The sequence below is a fragment of the Symbiobacterium thermophilum IAM 14863 genome (genome assembly GCF_000009905.1).
GTDB lineage: Bacteria > Bacillota > Sulfobacillia > Symbiobacteriales > Symbiobacteriaceae > Symbiobacterium > Symbiobacterium thermophilum.
In genome coordinates, this window is the sequence record NC_006177.1 from 1,408,249 (window position 1) to 1,426,008 (window position 17,760).

A 17,760-nucleotide genomic window follows, 5' to 3' on the forward strand; every position below is an offset into this window, starting at 1 on the left:
ATCAGGCAACCGACAACTCCTGAAGTGAGGGAGGGAGAAAGATGATCAAGACACTCTACTTCGGCAACCTCCCCTGGGCGGTCACGCCCGAGGATCTGGAGGCTGCAGTCTCCCAGTACGCCGAGGTCAAGGCCGCCCGCGTGGCGACTGACCGGGAGACGGGCCGCAGCCGCGGCTTCGGCTTCGTGGAGGTTCCCGCGGAGCAGGCTCAGGCCGTCATCGACGCTCTCGACGGCGCTGAGTGGGCCGGCCGTGTCCTGACGGTCAACGAGGCTCAGCCGCGTCCTGGCCGCCGGTAAGGTTCGACCCAGCAGACGCAGACACACACAACCGCCTGGCAGGTTTCCGCGCCAGGCGGTTGTCTTTTTCTGCGGCAGCCGGCCGCCCCACATCCATTCTCAGGGCAGCCGCCGGAACCGGCCCGGGTACTCCAGCACGAACCCCGACTCGTCGACGGAGAGGACGGCTGTGTACCCGCCGTCCAGCGCCTCGTACCGGTACCGCCCGCCGCCCAGGTTCGTGTACCGCTGCCGGACGGGACGGAGGACCAGCCCGGGCACCTGAACGTAGGCCACGCGGATCTCCGCCGATTCCCCCTCGGCCAGCTGCAGCCGGCGGATGGGCAGCGTGTTGGTGAAGGGCGTGACGGAGATGTCCACGTCGGCGCACCCCTGCAGTTCAGGCAGGACGGCGCCGCCGGCGTCCCGCCAGGTGCCGCGGGAGTCCCGGGTCAGGTCGACCTCCCGATCACCCTCCGTGACGGAGAGCCGCAAGACCTGCCACCGGGGATCCAGCTCCAGGTGGTAGGTGACGTCCGTGCCGTCTCCCCCCTGCACGCCGCTTACGACGGCGTCCGCCACAATCCCGCCGCCTTCCGTCTGCAGCACCAGTTCCTCGGTTTCCGTCGAGTCTACGGCCGCCCAGCGCAGGGTCTGTCTCATACGGATCTCCCCTTATGCATGTCTTCGGCCCGGTGGTCCTCGTCACCGGGCCGTCCGCCTGTTTAGACGGGCGTAGACGCCCCGTTGTCGCCGGTAGAGTTCCCGGAACGCGGCGGACAGCTCGGCGTAGATCCGGCGGTGGGCGGGGGTGGGTTCGAAGGTGCGGGCGGCGGCGACCAGCTCCGGCACGTCGGCGAAGTTCAGTTCGCCCAGGCCTACCAGCGCGAGGAGGCCGGCGCCGCGCGCACTCGCCTCCAGGGGCCGTTCCATCTGGTGGACCGCCCGGTCCAGGACGTCGGCGTAGATCTGGCACCAGAGCTCCGAACGGGCGCCGCCGCCGATCAGCCGGACGGGCTCCAGCCGCCGGCCGACGAACCGGTCCACCGCCTCGGCCAGCCACCGGGCGTTTAGGGCGACCCCCTCCAGCACGGCCCGCACCAGGTGGCCGCGGGTGGTGCGCAGCGTGAGGTTGTGGAACCCGCCCCGCACCCAGGGGTCCTCGACGGGCGTCCGTTCGCCCGCGAGCCAGGGGGTGAAGAGGAGCCCGTCGCTGCCTGCCGGAACCCCGGCAGCGAGGTTGATCAGCCGCGTCATCTCGTCGGGCGCCTCCTCGTCCGTGGAGGCCCCGCGCCCATCCGAAAGGGTCTGGGTCCGGGGCGTCCGGCCGGAGGGGTCTGCGAGCAGGTCCCGCAGGTGGAGCAGGCACGCGCCGGCGGTCTCCTGCTCGTTGGCCACCAGGTAGCGGCCGGGGATGGCCGCCGGGATGGAGGCCATGTTGTGCAGCAGGTCGGTCTTCAGGTAGGGCACGTGCGCCGACAGCCAGGAGGAGGTGCCCACGTACAGGTGGGGATCCAGGTCGCGCGTGCCGCCGGAGCCGATGGCGGCCGCGTGGATGTCCGGCGTGCCGGCGATCACGTGGGTCTCCGGCCGCAGCCCCAGCTCCTCCGCCGCGGCGGGGCGCAGCCGGCCGAGGACCGCCGTCGCGGGGAGCAGGTCCGGCAGCTGGGCCCGCTCCAGGCCCGCGGCGGCCAGCAGGTCGGGGTCGTAGCGGATGTGGTAGGGATCCCGGTTGTCGGTGACCCAGTGCAGCGTGATGGCCTCGTAGGTCGAGGCGAACTCGCCGGTGAGGCGGAGGTTCAGGTAGTCCTTCGGCTCCAGGAACTTGTGCGCGGCCTCGTACACCCAGGGGTGCGCCCGGCGGATGTAGAGGATGTGGGCCAGCGAGTCCTTGCCCGCCTTTCCGGGGATGCCCCCGGTCCGGCGGATCCAGCGCCACAGCTTGTCCACGCCGTAGCCGGCCACCGAGACCGGCCCGCCGGTCAGCCGGGCGACGTCCGGCGCGCCGCGGGTGTCCATCCAGCTGATGGCGGGCATCAGCGGGCGGCCGGCGCGGTCGACGGCCACGGTGGCGGACCACTGGGCCGTGCAGCAGACGGCGGCCACCCGGTCCGGCCCCGCGATGCCCCGGGCCATGAGCCTGCGGGTGGCGGTGACCAGGGCGTTCCACCAGTCTTCGGGGTTCTGCTCGGCCCCGCCGCCGGGCAGCACCGTGAGCGGGACGGGCTCGGTCTCCAGGCCGGCGACGGCGCCGGTGAAGGAGACCAGGGCCGCCTTCAGGGCCGACGTGCCCAGATCCAGCGCCAGGACGTACTGCTGGGCCATGGCGGTCACACCTCGTACAGCAGGTCGATGAAGCCGGTGAGCACCTGCCGGACCAGCTCCGGCGGCGCGGCGGCGGCCATGCCGTAGACCGGGGCCATCCCGGTCGCCTTTTCGGGGTGGGCCCGGACCTGAGCCACCGCGTCCTGCAGGTCGGCGAGGAACCGGTCGACCACCCCGGGCTCGGTGTGGCGAAGCGTCAGGGCGACGTGAAACGCCGGCGGCCGGTGCAGTCCGTTCAGCCGCCAGCCCCGCCCGGCCATCTCCTCCATCACCTGGTAGATGTTGAGCTCGTCCGAGGCCACGGCGATCACCCACAGCGGGTCGCCCAGGATCTTCAGGCTGGGGATCGCGCGCACGCCCGCCTTAAGCCGGTCGGCGGCTTGCAGGATCCGGCGGGTGGCATCCAGGTAGCCCTCCTCCCCCAGGGAGAGCATGGCGGCCCACGCGGTCGCGCTGAGCGCGCCGGGCCGGCTGCCGGCGAAGGTGGGGGAGAAGTAGAGGCCTCCGGGCCAGTCGGCCGCGATGAAGTACTGGTAGTGCAGCAGATCAGGTCTGCGGTAGAGGATCACCGACGTTCCCTTGGCCCCGTAGCCGTACTTGTGGGTGTCGGCCGAGACGGAGGTGACGCCCTCCAGCCGGAAATCGAAGGGGGGCACCGGGTAGCCCAGCCGCTCCGCCCACGGCAGGATGAACCCGCCCAGGCAGGCGTCCACATGGCAGCCGATGCCGTGTTCCGCGGCCAGGGCGGCGATCTCGGGAATGGGGTCGACGACGCCGTGGGGGTAGCCCGGCGCGGATCCGGCGACGACCACGGTGTTGGGGGTAATGGCTTCCCGCATGGCCGCGACGTCTGCCCGGTAATCGGCGTCCAGCGGGGTGCGGACCAGCTTGATGCCGAAGTACTGCGCGGCCTTGTCGAAGGCGGCGTGCGCGCTCACCGGCACCACGGCCTCCGGGGCGGTGATCCCCTTGGTCGCGCGGGCCCAGTCCCGGTAGGTCTTCATGGCCAGGAGGAGCGACTCCGTGCCGCCGGAGGTCACGGTGCCGCAGACGGTCCCGCCGGCGGCGTCCCCGCCCAGCATGTGGGCGGTCATGGCGACGACCTCGGCCTCGAACTTGGCCGTGCTCGGCCAGAGGTCCGGGTGGAGCGGGTTGGACTGGGACTGGAGGGCGTAGACCTCGTTGAGGAACGCGATGTGGTGCTCATCGCCGTGGTAGACGGCGCCGGAGGCATAGCCGTCCCGCCAGGCCGGGGACTCGGCCGCGCCCATGGCCGCGATCTCGGCGAGGATCTCGGCGCGGGGCAGGCCGGCCCGTGGCAGGCGGGCGTGGGAAGGAAAGCGGTCGCGGTAAGGCTTGATCTGCGACCGCAGGGAGGCGAGCCAGTCCATGGTGGGGTCCCTCCTCGCAGGCGGTTGCGATTGAATTCCGCGAATTTCGCAATAGTCCTGCAATGAGGAGGGAAATTCCGGCGTTGGGTGGGAACGCGCCGGGTCGCAGGGCAAAGGCGGGGAAAACGCCGAAAGCACACAGACCGGAGGACGAACAGGGGTGGCTGAGGTGCCGGGTCCTCGCCCACCACACGGGCGAGGACCGGGAATGGGTTCGGGCCCGCTTCCGGCGGGTACACGAGTGCGTGCTGTACGAGCTGCGTCTCAACCCGGCCGAAGGGTAGACGGGCCTTGGATGGGGTGGTTTCCCAGCAATCCCTTTCAACGATCTCGTGACTACCTTAAAGTTTCACCCTATACTGGAGGAAAGCTGTCCGCAATCGCGAAGGGGGTGGCCCCGCGTGCGCAAGGATCGGGTCCTGGAGGCGCTTCGTCAGCTTGCACCGGCCGGAAGCTCCAGCGGTGTGACGGCCATGGAGGTGGCCGAACACGTCGGCATCCGGCGGAACAACGCCAGCGCCGATCTCAACGAACTGGTCAACGAAGGGCTCGCGCTGAAACTGAAGGGGAAGCCCGTTCGGTTCATCGCCGCGGCAGAGCCCGGGTCGCCCGCCGTTCCCGCTCCGGTGGCCAACGATCCCTTCGACGAGCTGGTCGGGTACGGCGGGAGCCTCGGCGCCGCGGTGGAGCAGGCCAAGGCGGCCATGCTCTATCCCCCGCGCGGGTTGCCGACGCTCATCTCCGGCCCCACCGGGTCGGGCAAGAGCCGGCTGGCGGAGGCGATGTACCGGTACGCCGTGGCCGCGGGGCGGCTCCCCCCGGGAGCGCCCTTCTGCGTGTTCAACTGCGCGGACTACGCCGCGAACCCGCAGCTGCTGCAGGCCCAGCTCTTCGGTTACGTGAAGGGCGCCTTCACCGGGGCGGAACGGGACACGCCGGGGCTCGTGGCGCAGGCGGACGGGGGCCTGCTGTTCCTGGACGAGATCCACCGCCTGCCCCCCGACGGCCAGGAGATGCTCTTCCTGCTGATGGACCGGGGCGTCTACCGCGCCCTGGGCGACACGGCCACCCGGCAGGCGTCGGTGATGCTGGTGGGCGCGACGTCCGAGGACCCGAGTTCTTCGCTCCTGAACACCTTTGTCCGCCGGTTCCCGGTGGTCATCCATCTGCCCGGGCTGGACGTCCGGCCGGTGGAGGAGCGGCTGGCGCTCATCGAGGTCTTCCTGCGGGAGGAGGCTTCCCGCATCGGCAAGGCCATCGTCGTAAGCCCGCTGGTCCTGCTGGCGCTCCTGGCCTACCGCACCACCGGGAACGTGGGAGAGCTGCGCAGCGCCATCCTCATGGCGTGCGCCAAGGCGTTCTTCGCGCACGCGGCGGCCGGGTTGGGCGACGGCGCCCCGATTTCCCTCGACCTCACCCACCTGTCCCCCCAGATCCAGCTGGCCTACCTGCAGGCCCATGAATCGTCAGGCGACGCGGAGCGGCTCGTCGGCGTCGAGGACCGGGTCTACCGGCCGTCCACCCTGCGCAGTCAGGTGCGGTACGTCGACGACTACGTGCCCGCGGACCTCTACGCGCAGCTGCACCGCCGGGTGACGGGGTATCTGCGGGCCGGCCTGCAGGAAAGCGAGCTCCGGCGGGTCATCCGGACCGACCTGGACTATTACCTGCGCCGGCTGCTGCACCGCGCGGACCGCGCGGGCGTGGTCTCCAACCGGCTCCTGGAGATCGTCACCGGGTTCGTCCGGGAGGTCGGCGACGAGCTGAACGAGAACTTCGGTTCCGAGGTGGTGACCGGCCTCGCCCTCCACCTGGCGGCTCGGTCGGACCACGACCTGGACGTCGACCAGGCGCTGGCGCTGGTCGCCCAGTGCCCGGCCGAGTACGCCGCGGTCAACCGGCTGGCCCCCCGGCTCGAGGCGGAGCTGGGCGTGCGGCTGCTCCCCGGCGAGAAGAGCTTCCTGGCGCTTTTCCTGGCCGCGCACCGGCCCCGCAACGCCCCCTCGGGGCTGCAGGTGATGGTGATTGCCCACGGCGACAGCACCGCGTCCAGCATGGCGGCCGTGGCCAACGAACTGCTGGGCACGGACATCGTCACGGCCGTCGACATGCCGCTGGAGCAGAGCGTGCAGGCGACGGTGGAGCTGGCGGCGGCGCGCGTGCGGGCGTTCGGCCCCGTGCGCGGCGTGGTGCTGCTGGTCGACATGGGCTCGCTGACCGGGCTGGGGCCGGCCCTGGAGCGGGAGACCAGCGTGCCCTTCGCGGTGGTCCCGCTGGTGACGACGCCAGCCGTGATCGAGGCCGCCCGGGTCGCACAGGAGCCGGGCAGCGACCTTGCGACCGTGGTGCGCGCGGTGCGCCGCGTCTACACCGGCCAGGAGGAAGAGCCGGTGGTGGCCGCAGGCAAGCGCCTCGTCATCACCACGTGTCTCACGGGGCAGGGGACGGCCCGCAAGCTGGCGGCCTTCCTGACGGAGGCCCTGCCGCCGGACCTGCGGGAGTCGGTGGCCGTCCAGGCGGTGGACCTGGACAACGGGTCGGTCCTCCCCGGCCTCCTGGTGGAGGGATGGCGCAAGGGGGTCGTCGCGGTGGTGGGCACCATCGACCCGCGCCTGCCGGGCGTGCCGTTCATTGGCCTGGAGCGGGTCCTGTTCGGCGACGGCCTGCAGGCCCTGGCCGACCTCCTGCGGGGGGAGGAGGCGCCGGCCGCCGCCCCGTCGGCCACCCGCGAGGAGGCCATGGAGCTCTCCATGCGCTTCCTGGTGGACAACATCGCCTCCGTGGACGGGAGGCGGGCCGGGGAGGCGGCCGCGGGCGCGCTGCGCCGCTTCGAGGAGAGCCTGGGGATGCGGCTGAACGCCAACCGGGTGGCCCGGTGGATCATCCACCTCGGGTTTGCCATCGAGCGGCTCGCCAGCGACGGGACCACCTACCCCTGCCCGGAAGAGGAGTATCTCAGGGCCCGGCACGGGTCGCTGCTCTCGGCCATCGCGGACGCCCTGGAGCCCGTCGGACGCAGCTGGGGCTTCTCCTTCCCGTCCGGCGAGGTGGCCTACATGGCGCTGATTGTCTTGACGGAGTAGCGAACCGTCCGGTCAGAATTGGGATCTGTCTCGCATGTGTCTCGCAACGGTGGGTCCGCCGGGCCCACCGTTTTCGCGTGTTTGGCCGGATCCGTCTTGGCACGGAAGTTGCGTGTATATGTGCAGTGAACGGAACGGATTCCATTCTCACATCGACGGAGGGATGAACATGCCCATCGTTCTGGTGCGTGTGGACGACCGTTTGATCCATGGGCAGGTGGCTGTCGGGTGGACACGGACGGTGGGGGCGAACCACATCGTCGTCGCCAACGACGAGGTGGCCCGGGACGCCACGCAGAAGTCGCTCCTGAAGCTGGCCGCCCCGGTGGGCGTCAAGGTCAGCATCCTGAGCGTGGCCGAGGCGGCCGCCCTTCTGGTCGGGCCCAAGGCGGCCAAGGACCGGGTGATGGTGCTGGTGCGTGATCCGCAGTCGCTTCTGGCGCTGATGGACGGGGGCGTCGAGCTGACGAAGGTCAATGTCGGCAACGTCCGGGCGGCGGAAGGGCGGGTCCGGCTGACCAAGGAGGTCGCGGCCAGCCCGGAGGAGATCGAGGCGTGGAAGGAACTGGACCGAAGGGGTGTGATCCTGGAGGCGGTCTGGCTCCCCGGAGGTGCCGTGACGGATTTCAACAGCGTGATCCGGCAGCAGTGACCAGGACCCCACCGATTACTGGGGGTGGATAAGGCAGATGATCGGTGTACTCATCGTGACACACGGCCGCTTCGGTGAGGCTCTGCTCGAGTCAGCCGGAATGCTGGTCAGCGATCTGGACCAGGTGCGTACGGTCAGTTTTCTTCCCGGCCAGGGCGTCGAGGACCTGGAGGCCGCCGTCGGGGACGCCCTCCGGGAGCTTGGTGAGAGCGAGGGAATTCTGGCGCTGGTCGACATCCCCGGCGGCACGCCGGCGCGGGTCCTCGGCGGGGTCGCCCTCCAGCGTGCGGATCTCGAGCTGGTCTCGGGGGTGAACCTCGCCATGCTGGTGGAGGTCCTGTTCGCCCGCCTGTCGGCCACGCTCCCGGAGCTGGTGGGGATGGCCGTGAGAGGCGGATGGGACGGCATCCGGGACCTGGGCGCGGCCGTCCGCCACGAGGCGACGGTGGGAGGTGATGCACCCGGCAATTAGGCGGTGAAGGTGGCCCGGACCCTGTCACTCAGTCAACCAACGTGAACGAGGAATGGGGGAGTATCCAACATGTCAGTGGGCCTCGCGCTTGTGCTGTCATTGCTTGCGGGTTTTGCGTACTTCTCCCGTCGGTTTATGGGTGACTGGTACCTTGAAAGGCCCGTTGTCCTGGGACCCCTGGTCGGACTGATCATGGGCGACCTTCACACCGGCCTGGTCGTCGGCGGTACTCTGGAGTTCGTGTTCATGGGCGCGGTCGACATCGGCGGATCGGTGCCGCCCAACTACGCGATCGGCGCGGTGCTCGGCACGGCCTTTGCGATCGCGACGGGTCAGGGCGTGGAGACCGCCCTGCTCATCGCCGTGCCGGCCGCCCTGCTCGGCTCCTTCTTCGAGGTGCTCGCCAAGACGTTCAGCAGCTTCTTCGTGAACGCCGCCGAGCGGGCCGCGGACCGGGGCGATGACCGCTCCATCGCCATGTTCATGCACCTGGGCAACCTCCTGCACTTCCTGGCCTATGCCCTGCCCACCTTCATCGCCCTCGCGCTGGGTGCGTCGGCCGTCCAGCGGCTGGCGGCTTCCATCCCGCCGTGGCTCAACAGCGGCATCAGCGTGGCCGGCAAGATGCTGCCCGCCCTGGGCTTTGCTCTGCTGCTCAACAGCCTTGCCCCGGGGACCATGCTTCCCTTCTTCTTCGTGGGCTTCCTCCTGGCCGCCTACACCAGCTGGGGCGTGCTCGGGATCGCCGTCCTGGCCATCCTCATCGCGCTGATCATCCAGCACTACCGCCAGGCGAACGACGAGGACGCCGCCGAACTCGATCCCGAGGCTACCGCGGGCCTGGGCGACACCATCACCCGCGGCGACCTGCGCACCCTGTTCTTCCGGTCGTTCGCCCTCCAGTCGGCCTTCAGCTTCGACCGCATGCAGGCCCTGGGCTGGACCTGGTCGCTGATCCCGTTCCTGAAGAAGATCTACCGGGACCAGCCCGAGGAGTACAAGAACGCCCTGAAGCGCCACCTGACCTTCTTCAACACCCACATGTGGGTGCACGGCCCGATCCTGGCCCTGACCGCCGACCTGGAGGCCCGGCGGGCGCACGGCGAGGACATCGACGAGCAGGCCATCCAGGGCCTGAAGGGCAGCCTGATGGGGCCGCTGGCCGGTCTCGGCGACTCCATGTTCCACGGCACCCTGCGGCCGATCATGGGCGGCATCTGCGCCGGTCTGGCCGTCACCGGCAACCCGCTGGCGCCGATCATCTTCTTCGTCACCGTGAACGCGGTGCACGTGTTCTGCGCCTGGTACGGCCTGTACAAGACCTACGAGTGGGGCCAGACCGTGATCGCCCGCCTGGCCTCCGGCGGACTGCGCCAGTTCCTGGAGGGCGCCAGCATCGCCGGCCTCATGGCCGTGGGCGCCCTCACCGGCACGTGGCTCAACGTCACCACGCCGCTGGCCTACAAGGTCCAGGAGGCGACGGTGTCGGTCCAGGGCATGCTGGACAGCATCATGCCCCGGATCCTGCCGCTGACCCTGGTGATGATCGTCTTCTGGTTCGTGCGCAAGCAGAAGAAGACTACCAACATCATGCTCGGGCTGATCGCGGCCGGCCTGGTCCTGGGTTCGCTGGGCGTCCTGGGCTAAACGCGCTGCGCCGGGCTCCGGGATGCGTCCCGGAGCCCGCAATCTCCCTTCAGGCAGGTGTATGGGCATGACCCAGGCTATCCCCGAGTCCATCCGGCAGGCTTTCGAACGTACGGAGCATCCGTTCCACATGTGGGAGGGGCTGCAGTCCACCCCCGAGGCCCTGGCGACGATCCTGGAGCCGCCGGTGCAGGCGCAGATCGCCGCGGCGGCCGAGGCGCTGGCCGGGGTGGACGGCGTCCACCTCCTGGGCTGCGGCACCTCGTACTTCTCCGGCATCGCCGGGACGTACGCGTTCCACGCCCTGACCGGCATTCCCGGCGCGGCCCACAACGCCTTCGAGTTTGCTGCGTATCCCCCCGGCCGGCTGGAGCGTTCGGCGGTCATCGCCATCTCCCACACGGGCTCCACGGGGGTGGCGCTGGACGCCGTACGCCTGGCGGCCCAACGGGGGGCGGTCACCATCGGACTCACCGACTACCCGGACTCCGCCCTGGCCGGGGCCGTGGCGTTTCCCATCCTCGGCGGGGGCGGCCGGGAGAAGTCGCTGCCCAAGACCAAGAGCTACCCGGCGTCGCTCCTGCGCCATTACCTGCTGGCCGCCCGGGTGGCGGAGAACCGCGGAGGCGCCGGCGGGGAGTGGGCGCACGCGCTTTTCCGGGCGCCGGAACTGGCCCGCACCGTGATGGCCGACAGCCTCCCGCTCGTCGAGGAGGTGGTCGCCGAGCGGCTGCCCGCCAGCCAGGTTTTCCTCATCGGCAACGGCCCCAACGTCGCCACCGCCCTGGAGGGGGGCCTGAAGCTCCAGGAGTCCGCGCAGGTGCCCGCACACGCCTGGCAGCTCGAGGAGGCGATGCACGGGCCGTGGAGCATCATCAACCCCGGCGACTGGGTCATCCTTCTGGCCATGCGGGGGCCGGGCCTTGCGAAGGCGCAGGGACTGGCGGAGGCGCTGCAGCACATCGGCGTCAACCTCTGGGTCATCACCGACGAGCCGGATGCGGTCCCCGGCGCGCGGCGCGTGACGCGGCTGCCCGCGGGCATCCCGGAGCTCTTCACCCCGCTCTTCGCCATCCTGCCGCTGTACCAGTTCACCTACTTGACCGCGCTGGCCCTGGGCAAGCGGCCGGACTGCATGCGCCTGGCGGATGACCGGTATCTGCGGGCGCGCCTGGCCCTGCCCCGCTGAGGCGGCGCCGGGGAGGACTGACCATGGGACGACCGATTGCGCTCACCGGCGGGCGGGTCCTGACGCCGGGCCGCGAGCTGGTTCCGGCGACGCTGCTGATCGAGGGGACGGAGGTCGCCGGCCTGGCGGCGCCGGGGGAGGCGCTCCCGCCGTACGCCCAGACGATCGATGTGTCCGGCTGCCTCGTGGCGCCGGGGTTTATTGACACCCACGTTCACGGAGGCATGGGCTGCAACTTCATGCTCGGAACTCCGGAGGCCCTGGCCGTCATCTCGGCGCGTCTGGTACAGGGCGGAACGACGGCCTGCCTGGCCACCACGACCAGCGCCCCGGCGCGCGATATCGCGGTGGCGCTGGACACCATCGCCCGGGCGAGCCGTGCGCCCCGACCGGGACAGGTGGAGATCCTGGGCGCCCACCTGGAGGGGCCCTTCATCAACCCGGAGAAAGCGGGGTCGCAGGCGCGGCAGCATCTCCGTCCGCCCGAACCGGCCGCCGTGCAGGCGCTGTGGGAAGCGGCGGGGGGCGCGCTCCGGGTGGTGACGATCGCCCCCGAACTGCCCGGCGCCGGGGAGGCCATCCGCTACCTGGCGGGGATGGGGGTGCAGGTGTCGCTGGGCCACAGCGCGGCCACCTACGAGGAGGCGCGTGAGGCGCTGGGGTGGGGCGTGCGCAGGGCCACGCACCTGTACAACGCCATGCCCGCCCTGCAGCACCGCCGGCCCGGCGCGGCCGCCGCCCTGCTGGAGGATCCGCGCGTATTCGTGGAGCTCACCGTGGACGGCCACCACGTCCACCCGGCGATGGTGGCCCTGACCTACCGCCTGGTGGGACCGGAGCGGCTGGTGCTGGTGACCGACGGCGTGGACGTGGCCGGCCTGGAGGATGGCACCTACACCCGCTGGGAGGGCACGCCGGTGCGGCTGCAGGGCGGCGAGTGCCGCACGGAGTCCGGCTCGCTGGCCGGCAGCACCCTGCGGCTGGACCAGGCGGTGCGGAACATGGTGCGCTTCGCCGGCGTCCCGGTGGCGGAGGCGCTGCGCATGGCCTCGGAGACCCCCGCGCAGGCGCTGGGGATCGATCGCAAGGGCCGGCTGGCCCCCGGCAAGGACGCGGACGTCGTGGTGCTCAGCGAGGACCTGGAAGCGATACTGACCATCGCCCGCGGACACGTGGTGTACGACGGCCGCCCCGGCGGACGTGCCGAAACGATCGGGTGAGGGGTTCGCGGGGACACGGAACAGGCCGGGCGGCAGCCCGGCCTTCGCCGTCCCCGGGAGCCGTGCGCGCCGTTCGGCGCGGCGGTGGGCGCGGGGTGTGTGGGTGGGGTGTACAATCTGTTCGCACCCAGTGTTGGCCGAGGCGGCGCCGGTCAGCGTGTGGTCTGTTCGCATCGAGTATGGGTCGGAGCGGTGCCCGGGCAGCGTGCAGTCTCTTCAGAACGAGTTGCTGTTCGGGGTGAACCTGGGCGGCGTGCGCTTTACTCGTACTGAATGATAACAGGGGTGGTCCCAGGGATCACGCGCCCGGCCCGCGTCGGGCGTGCACGGGGGTGCCCCCGGGACGGATGGTCGCCCGGCGCACCGCACGAGTAGCGTGTTGGGTACCTCAGGCGAAATCGCCGCAAGGGCGGCGGTGGGGGAGGCGCGTCTCCCCCGGACCGACCGTCGTGGCGAACAGATCGGACAGTCCGCGGGGACCTTCACGGCCCTGCCGTCCTACCAAGGGAGGGGATGAACGTGCTCACCTTCCTGCTGTGGCTCCTGCTTCTTGTGATCGCCCCGCCGGTGGCCCTGGTCGCCTTGCTGCTCTACCCGCTGGTGTGGCTCATCCTGCTGCCCTTCCGCATCGTGGGCATCGCCGTGGACGGAGTCCTGCGGCTGGTCTGGGCGGTGGTGACGCTGCCGGCACGAATCCTCACCCGCCGGTGGTGAGGCGCCCACCCGATCAGCCCCCGTCCCGGGCCGCCGCCTGCAGGGGAAGGAGTTGCGGCTCACCGCAGGGCGCCGCAGACCGGCCCGGCAGGACGAGGGGGCGCCGGGTCAGCGGGTCCGGAATCACCACGCTTTCCACGCCGAACACCTCCCGCACCAGGTGGTAGGACAGTACCTCCTGGGGAGTGCCCGCCGCGACGGCGCGGCCGTCCTTCATGGCCACCAGGTAGTCGGCGTACTGGCTCGCCTGGGACAGGTCGTGCAGCACCATGATGATCGTCTTCCTGTCGGTCCGGTTGAGCTCCCGTACCAGATCCAGCACCTCCACCTGGTGGACGACGTCCAGGAAGGTGGTCGGCTCGTCCAGCAGGAGCACCGGGGTCTCCTGGGCCAGGGCCATCGCCAGCCAGGCCCGCTGCCGCTGGCCGCCGGAGAGGCTCGCCAGCGGCCGCGACCGCAGGTGCGTGAGGCCGGTGGCCTCCAGGGCGCGCTCCACGGCTTCCTGGTCGGCCCGGCTCCACTGCCGGTACCAGGTCTGGTGGGGGAAGCGGCCCATGGCCACCAGCTCTTCCACCGTGACCTCCGGCGGCGCCGCGGCGCCCTGGCTCAGGACGGCCAGCCGCCGGGCGAAGGACCGCTGGCTGCCGGCGGTGATGGGCCGCCCGTCCAGGAGGGCGGTTCCCCCGGCGTGGGGGAGGAGGCGGGCCAGCGCCTTCAGGAGCGTCGACTTCCCGCAGCCGTTCGGCCCGATGATGGCGCTCACCCGGCCCGCCGGGAACGAGACGGACAGGTCGTTCACGACGATGCGCCCCTCGTAACCCACCCGGAGCCCTTCCGCCTGCAGCGCCGCCCCCCGGGACGGCGAGTCCCCGGGCGGCCGCTCCGCCGTCGAGACGGGGATGCCCTTCCGCAGCATCTCTGTCCAACGTCCGCAGGGCACGCAGAGGCGCGCACCCGTGCGCGGATGGCAGACCACATAGCACGGCACGCCGAAGAGCTGCTCCAGCAGCTCCGGCTGCAGGACGTCCCCGGGGGGACCCTCCGCGACGACCGCACCGTCACGCAGCGCCACCAGGTGGTCGCTCGCCCGGGCGGCCTCGTTCACGTCGTGCAGCACCATCACCACCGTGCGGCCTTCGGTCCGGCTCAGCTGCTGGACCAGGGAGAGGACCTCCTGCTGCTGGGCGACGTCCAGGTAGGTGGTGGGCTCATCCAGCAGCAGGATCGGCGTCTCCTGGGCCAGGGCCATGGCGATCCAGGCCCGCTGCCGCTGGCCGCCCGAGAGCCGGTCGACGGGCCGGTCCCGGAGGTCGGCCAGCCCGACCAGGGCAAGGGCGCGCTCCACCGCCGCCCGGTCCACGGCCGTCGCCGGCTGAAGCGGGGACTGGTGGGGGTACCGCCCCCGCTCAACCAGCTCCTCCACCGTCAGCGCCTCGGGCACGGCGGCCTCCTGGCTGAGCAGGCCCAGCTGCCGGGCCACCTGCTTCGTGGGCAGCCGGTGGATGGCCTGCCCGTCCAGCAGCACCGCCCCGCCCCGGGGGCGCAAGAGGCGTGCCAGCGCCCGGAGCAGGGTGGACTTGCCGCACCCGTTGGGCCCGATGAGGGTGGTCACGGCGCCGTCCGGGATGCACAGGCTCAGGCCGGTGATCACGGGGTGGGATCCGTAGGCGAGGGTCACCTGTTCGGCGGTCAGACGGCTCATATCCGGTCACCTACATCCGTGCGTTGGTGCGATAGAGGAGGAACAGGAAGTACGGGGCGCCCAGCGCGGCGGTGATGACGCCCACCGGCAGGCTCACCGGCAGCGCGTGCTGCCCCACCAGGTCCGCGCCCAAGAGCAGCAGGCCGCCCAGGGCGCCGGTGAACAGGAACAGGCCGCCGCCCGGCGGTCCCGCCAGCATGCGGGCCAGGTGGGGCACCATGAAGGCCACGAAGCCCACCGGCCCCGCCACCGACACGGCGGCGGCGCTCAGGCCGCATCCCACCGCCATCAGGGCCAGGCGCACCCCCTCCACGGGCAGCCCCAGGCTCCGGGCCGTCAGGTCGCCGTACTGCAGCGCCCGCAGGGGCCACATCAGCACGAGCCCCGGGGGAACCAGCACCGCAAGGGCCACGGCCAGGGTGATCACGTCCGACCAGTCGCTGCCGGCCAGGCTGCCGGTCATCCACCGGTAGGCCGAGGCCGCCTCGTAGACGTCCGCCCGCAGGAAGATCGCCGTGGTGGCCGCCGTCAGCAGGGCGTTGGCGCCGATGCCCACCAGGATCAGCCGGGCCCCCGAGATGTGGCCGCGCCAGGTGAGCAGGTAGACGAAGGCCGCGGCGGCCAGCGCCCCAGCGAAGGCGATCAGGGGCAAGAGGGCGGGGGGGCGGTGGGTCACGATCCAGTAAACGGCTGCCACCGAGGCTCCTGCGTTGACGCCGATCACGTCCGGCGAGACCAGCGGGTTGCGGAGGAGGCCCTGGAAGATCGCACCGGACATGGCCAGGGCGGGCCCCACCAGCATGGCGGCCAGTACCCGGGGGAGCCGGAGGGTCATCACGATGAACTGGGTATCGGCGGTTCCGGCGCCCAGCAGCGAACGGACCACATCGATCACGGGGAGGCGGTAGCTGCCCAGGGTGAGGCCCCAGGCGCCCAGGGCCAGCAGCGCCAGCCAGGCCCCGGCCACGCGGGCGACCATCCCCGGATCGACCCGGAAGGCGAAGGGGCCGGCCTGTACGAGGCGAAGGCGACGGGCGCTCATGGCTCCGCCACCTGCCGGCGCCGCGCCAAGTAGATCAGGAAAGGGGCGCCTACCAAGGCCGTCACGACGCCGACCTGTACCTCCGCCGGACGCATCATCACCCGGCCGAGGATGTCCGCACCCAGGAGCAGTGCCGGACCCAGGACCAGGCAGAAGGGGAGGATCCAGCGGTAATCGGCGCCGATCCACGCCCGGACGATGTGGGGCACCGCAAGCCCCACGAAACCGACGGGACCCGCCAGCGCCACCGCCGATCCGGCCAGCAGCATCACCAGGACGGCGACCAGCGCCCGCATGCGCCCCGTGTGCATCCCCAGCGACCGGGCCGTTTCCTCGCCGAGGCTGAGGGTGTTCAGCTGCCGTCCTACCAGGAGGACGCCCAGGAGCCCCGCCGCCAGGAAGGGGGCGACCGGCGGGAGCAGGTTCAGGCTGCGGCCGGCCAGTGAGCCGGCCAGCCAGAAGCGCACCATCTCCAGCGTCTCCTTGTTCAGGATCAGCAGCGCGGTGGTCCACGAGCCCAGGAGGGCGCTGACGATGACGCCTGCCAGCGCCAGCTTCACCGGCGATGCCCCGCCCCCGGCCGAGGCGATGGCGTAGACCAGCACCGCGGCGCCCAGGGCGCCGGCGAAGGCGAACCAGAGATACTGGAGCGGGTGGGTCATGTGGCCGAAGTAGACGGCGGCGACGATCGCGAAGGACGCGCCGGCGTTCACGCCCAGCAGGGAGGGCTCCGCCAGCGGGTTCCGGGTGGCGGCCTGCATGGCCGCCCCGGCTGCGGCCAGCGCGGCGCCCACCCCCAGGCCGATCACGGTGCGCGGCAGGCGCATGGTGCGCACCACGAGCTGGCTGTAATTGTCAGGGTCGTAGCGGGTGAGCGCGGCCACCGCGTCGGCGGTGGAGACCGGGATCGAGCCCACCCGCAGGCTCAACAGCGCCACGAGGACAAGGACGCCGGCCAGCAGCAGCAGGGCTGCCGGCCGATGGACCTTCGCCGGGTTACGGGATGACATGCGGATCCGCCTCGCGCACCGCCGCCGCCACGTCCTCCAGGATGGTCGCCAGACCGTCCCAGCTGTACGGGGGAACGGCCACCCACGGGTAGACCTGCCCGGCCTTCACCGCGGGGATGTGCGACCAGGTGGGCACCTGCGCCGCCAGCTCCGGCGGCTGCGTCACCTCAGTGCGGCTGTCGTAGAACAACACGTCGGCCTGATACCGGAGGGCCTGCTCCCAGCTCAGGGCCTCCCAGTAAGACTCCGGGTTCTCGGGCACGAGGATCTGCATGCCGAGCTCCTGGAAGTAGGAGAGATCGCCGTAGTAGGGCGGGTTGCTGACCCAGAGCGTCTCCAGGGAACCGGCGCCGAACATGGCCGTCAGGCCGGGCTTCTCCGCCAGGGCCGCCCGCAGCTCCTCGCTGGCCTCCTCGAACCGCTGCCGGGCCGCCGCCACCTGCGGGGCGTTCAGGTCCGCACCCAGGGCCCCGGCCAGCTCCTCGAACCGCTGCATGGCCTCCTTGATGGAACGCTGGCCCACGGTGATGCCCACCGTCGGGGCGATGGCCCGTACCTGCGGCTCCACGTCGGGCAACACGTACCAGAGCTCCGGCGGCGTGTACATGATGCTGACGATGAGGTCGGGCTTCAGGGCCGCCAGCTTCTCCAGATCGAGCTCGCCCCACGCCTCGCCCAGGGAGGTCACCCGGCTGAGGTCGACGTCGCCGACGGTGGGATCGTTGCTCCCGTCCGGCAGCCGCTGCGGGCCGAAGACGCCCACCACCTCGACGCCCAGGGACCAGAGCGCGGCCGCGGCCGTGGACTGCGCCACCACGCGGGTCGGGCGCTCGGGCAGGGTCACCGTGATGCCCCGGTCGTCCACGAAGCTCCAGGACTCGGCAGGCTCGGGGCTGCTTCCGCTGCCGCCGGGCGCAGCGCCCCCGCCGGAGGCGTTCGTACAGCCGGCCAGGAGGAGAGCGGCGAGCAGGAGCGCGAGAACGGGGAACAGACGGGAGTTGCGGATCGGGATCAGCTTGCGGATCAGCACGGAAG

15 protein-coding genes are annotated in these 17,760 nt (G+C 71.3%); 8 read left to right on the forward strand and 7 right to left on the reverse strand.

What is annotated here, in order from left to right:
- Positions 1-41 precede the first annotated feature (41 nt).
- The gene (locus tag STH_RS06485) at positions 42-299 is read left to right on the forward strand and encodes an RNA recognition motif domain-containing protein (RefSeq protein WP_011195402.1); all 258 of its coding nucleotides are present in this window, start codon (positions 42-44) and stop codon (positions 297-299) included.
- A gap of 99 nt (positions 300-398) precedes the next feature.
- Here the strand turns inward: STH_RS06485 and STH_RS06490 are convergent, their stop codons facing one another.
- The 3 genes from STH_RS06490 to STH_RS06500 are packed head-to-tail and all read right to left on the reverse strand — an operon-like array spanning position 399 to position 3,994.
- Complete coding sequence (locus STH_RS06490) at positions 399-941, reverse strand: putative glycolipid-binding domain-containing protein (protein WP_011195403.1); 543 nt, start codon at positions 939-941, stop codon at positions 399-401.
- 42 nt (positions 942-983) lie between these two features.
- Positions 984-2,603, reverse strand: a complete 1,620-nt coding sequence (locus STH_RS06495) for a xylulokinase (protein WP_011195404.1) — start codon at positions 2,601-2,603, stop codon at positions 984-986.
- A gap of 5 nt (positions 2,604-2,608) precedes the next feature.
- On the reverse strand, positions 2,609-3,994 hold the full coding sequence (locus tag STH_RS06500) for a pyridoxal phosphate-dependent decarboxylase family protein (protein ID WP_148205506.1): 1,386 nt from the start codon (positions 3,992-3,994) through the stop codon (positions 2,609-2,611).
- A gap of 401 nt (positions 3,995-4,395) precedes the next feature.
- On the opposite strand from STH_RS06500, the gene STH_RS06505 reads away from it, so the two are divergent.
- From STH_RS06505 to STH_RS06535, 7 genes are all read left to right on the forward strand, one after another.
- A complete protein-coding gene (locus tag STH_RS06505; protein ID WP_043713627.1) occupies positions 4,396-7,077 on the forward strand; it encodes a sigma 54-interacting transcriptional regulator in 2,682 nt (893 codons plus the stop codon).
- A 169-nt stretch (positions 7,078-7,246) separates the two neighbouring features.
- Positions 7,247-7,729 (forward strand): PTS system mannose/fructose/N-acetylgalactosamine-transporter subunit IIB, encoded by a 483-nt coding sequence (locus STH_RS06510; protein ID WP_011195407.1) that lies wholly within the window; start codon positions 7,247-7,249, stop codon positions 7,727-7,729.
- Between the two features lie 37 nt (positions 7,730-7,766).
- On the forward strand, positions 7,767-8,201 hold the full coding sequence (locus STH_RS06515; protein ID WP_011195408.1) for a PTS sugar transporter subunit IIA: 435 nt from the start codon (positions 7,767-7,769) through the stop codon (positions 8,199-8,201).
- Positions 8,202-8,270: 69 nt separating this feature from the next.
- A complete protein-coding gene (locus STH_RS06520; protein WP_043713630.1) occupies positions 8,271-9,848 on the forward strand; it encodes a PTS system mannose/fructose/sorbose family transporter subunit IID in 1,578 nt (525 codons plus the stop codon).
- Between the two features lie 67 nt (positions 9,849-9,915).
- On the forward strand, positions 9,916-11,037 hold the full coding sequence (locus STH_RS06525) for an SIS domain-containing protein (protein ID WP_043713634.1): 1,122 nt from the start codon (positions 9,916-9,918) through the stop codon (positions 11,035-11,037).
- Between the two features lie 23 nt (positions 11,038-11,060).
- Positions 11,061-12,257: an N-acetylglucosamine-6-phosphate deacetylase gene (gene nagA / locus STH_RS06530; RefSeq protein WP_011195411.1), complete on the forward strand. Its 1,197-nt coding sequence runs from the start codon at positions 11,061-11,063 to the stop codon at positions 12,255-12,257.
- A gap of 513 nt (positions 12,258-12,770) precedes the next feature.
- Positions 12,771-12,971, forward strand: coding sequence for a hypothetical protein (locus STH_RS06535; RefSeq protein WP_043713636.1), 201 nt, complete (start codon positions 12,771-12,773; stop codon positions 12,969-12,971).
- 13 nt (positions 12,972-12,984) lie between these two features.
- Here the strand turns inward: STH_RS06535 and STH_RS19330 are convergent, their stop codons facing one another.
- Genes STH_RS19330 through STH_RS06560 form a run of 4 tightly spaced genes read right to left on the reverse strand, consistent with a single transcriptional unit; the run spans position 12,985 to position 17,755 of the window.
- Positions 12,985-14,673, reverse strand: a complete 1,689-nt coding sequence (locus tag STH_RS19330) for an ABC transporter ATP-binding protein (protein ID WP_011195414.1) — start codon at positions 14,671-14,673, stop codon at positions 12,985-12,987.
- 10 nt (positions 14,674-14,683) lie between these two features.
- The gene (locus STH_RS06550) at positions 14,684-15,715 is read right to left on the reverse strand and encodes a FecCD family ABC transporter permease (RefSeq protein WP_011195415.1); all 1,032 of its coding nucleotides are present in this window, start codon (positions 15,713-15,715) and stop codon (positions 14,684-14,686) included.
- Positions 15,712-16,725 carry a FecCD family ABC transporter permease gene (locus STH_RS06555; RefSeq protein ID WP_011195416.1) on the reverse strand — a complete coding sequence of 338 codons (1,014 nt, stop codon included), beginning with the start codon at positions 16,723-16,725 and terminating at the stop codon, positions 15,712-15,714. Before STH_RS06555 ends, STH_RS06550 begins: the two co-directional genes overlap by 4 nt.
- Complete coding sequence (locus tag STH_RS06560; RefSeq protein ID WP_011195417.1) at positions 16,712-17,755, reverse strand: ABC transporter substrate-binding protein; 1,044 nt, start codon at positions 17,753-17,755, stop codon at positions 16,712-16,714. The genes STH_RS06555 and STH_RS06560 overlap by 14 nt, the downstream gene beginning before the upstream one ends.
- Positions 17,756-17,760: the final 5 nt, after the last annotated feature.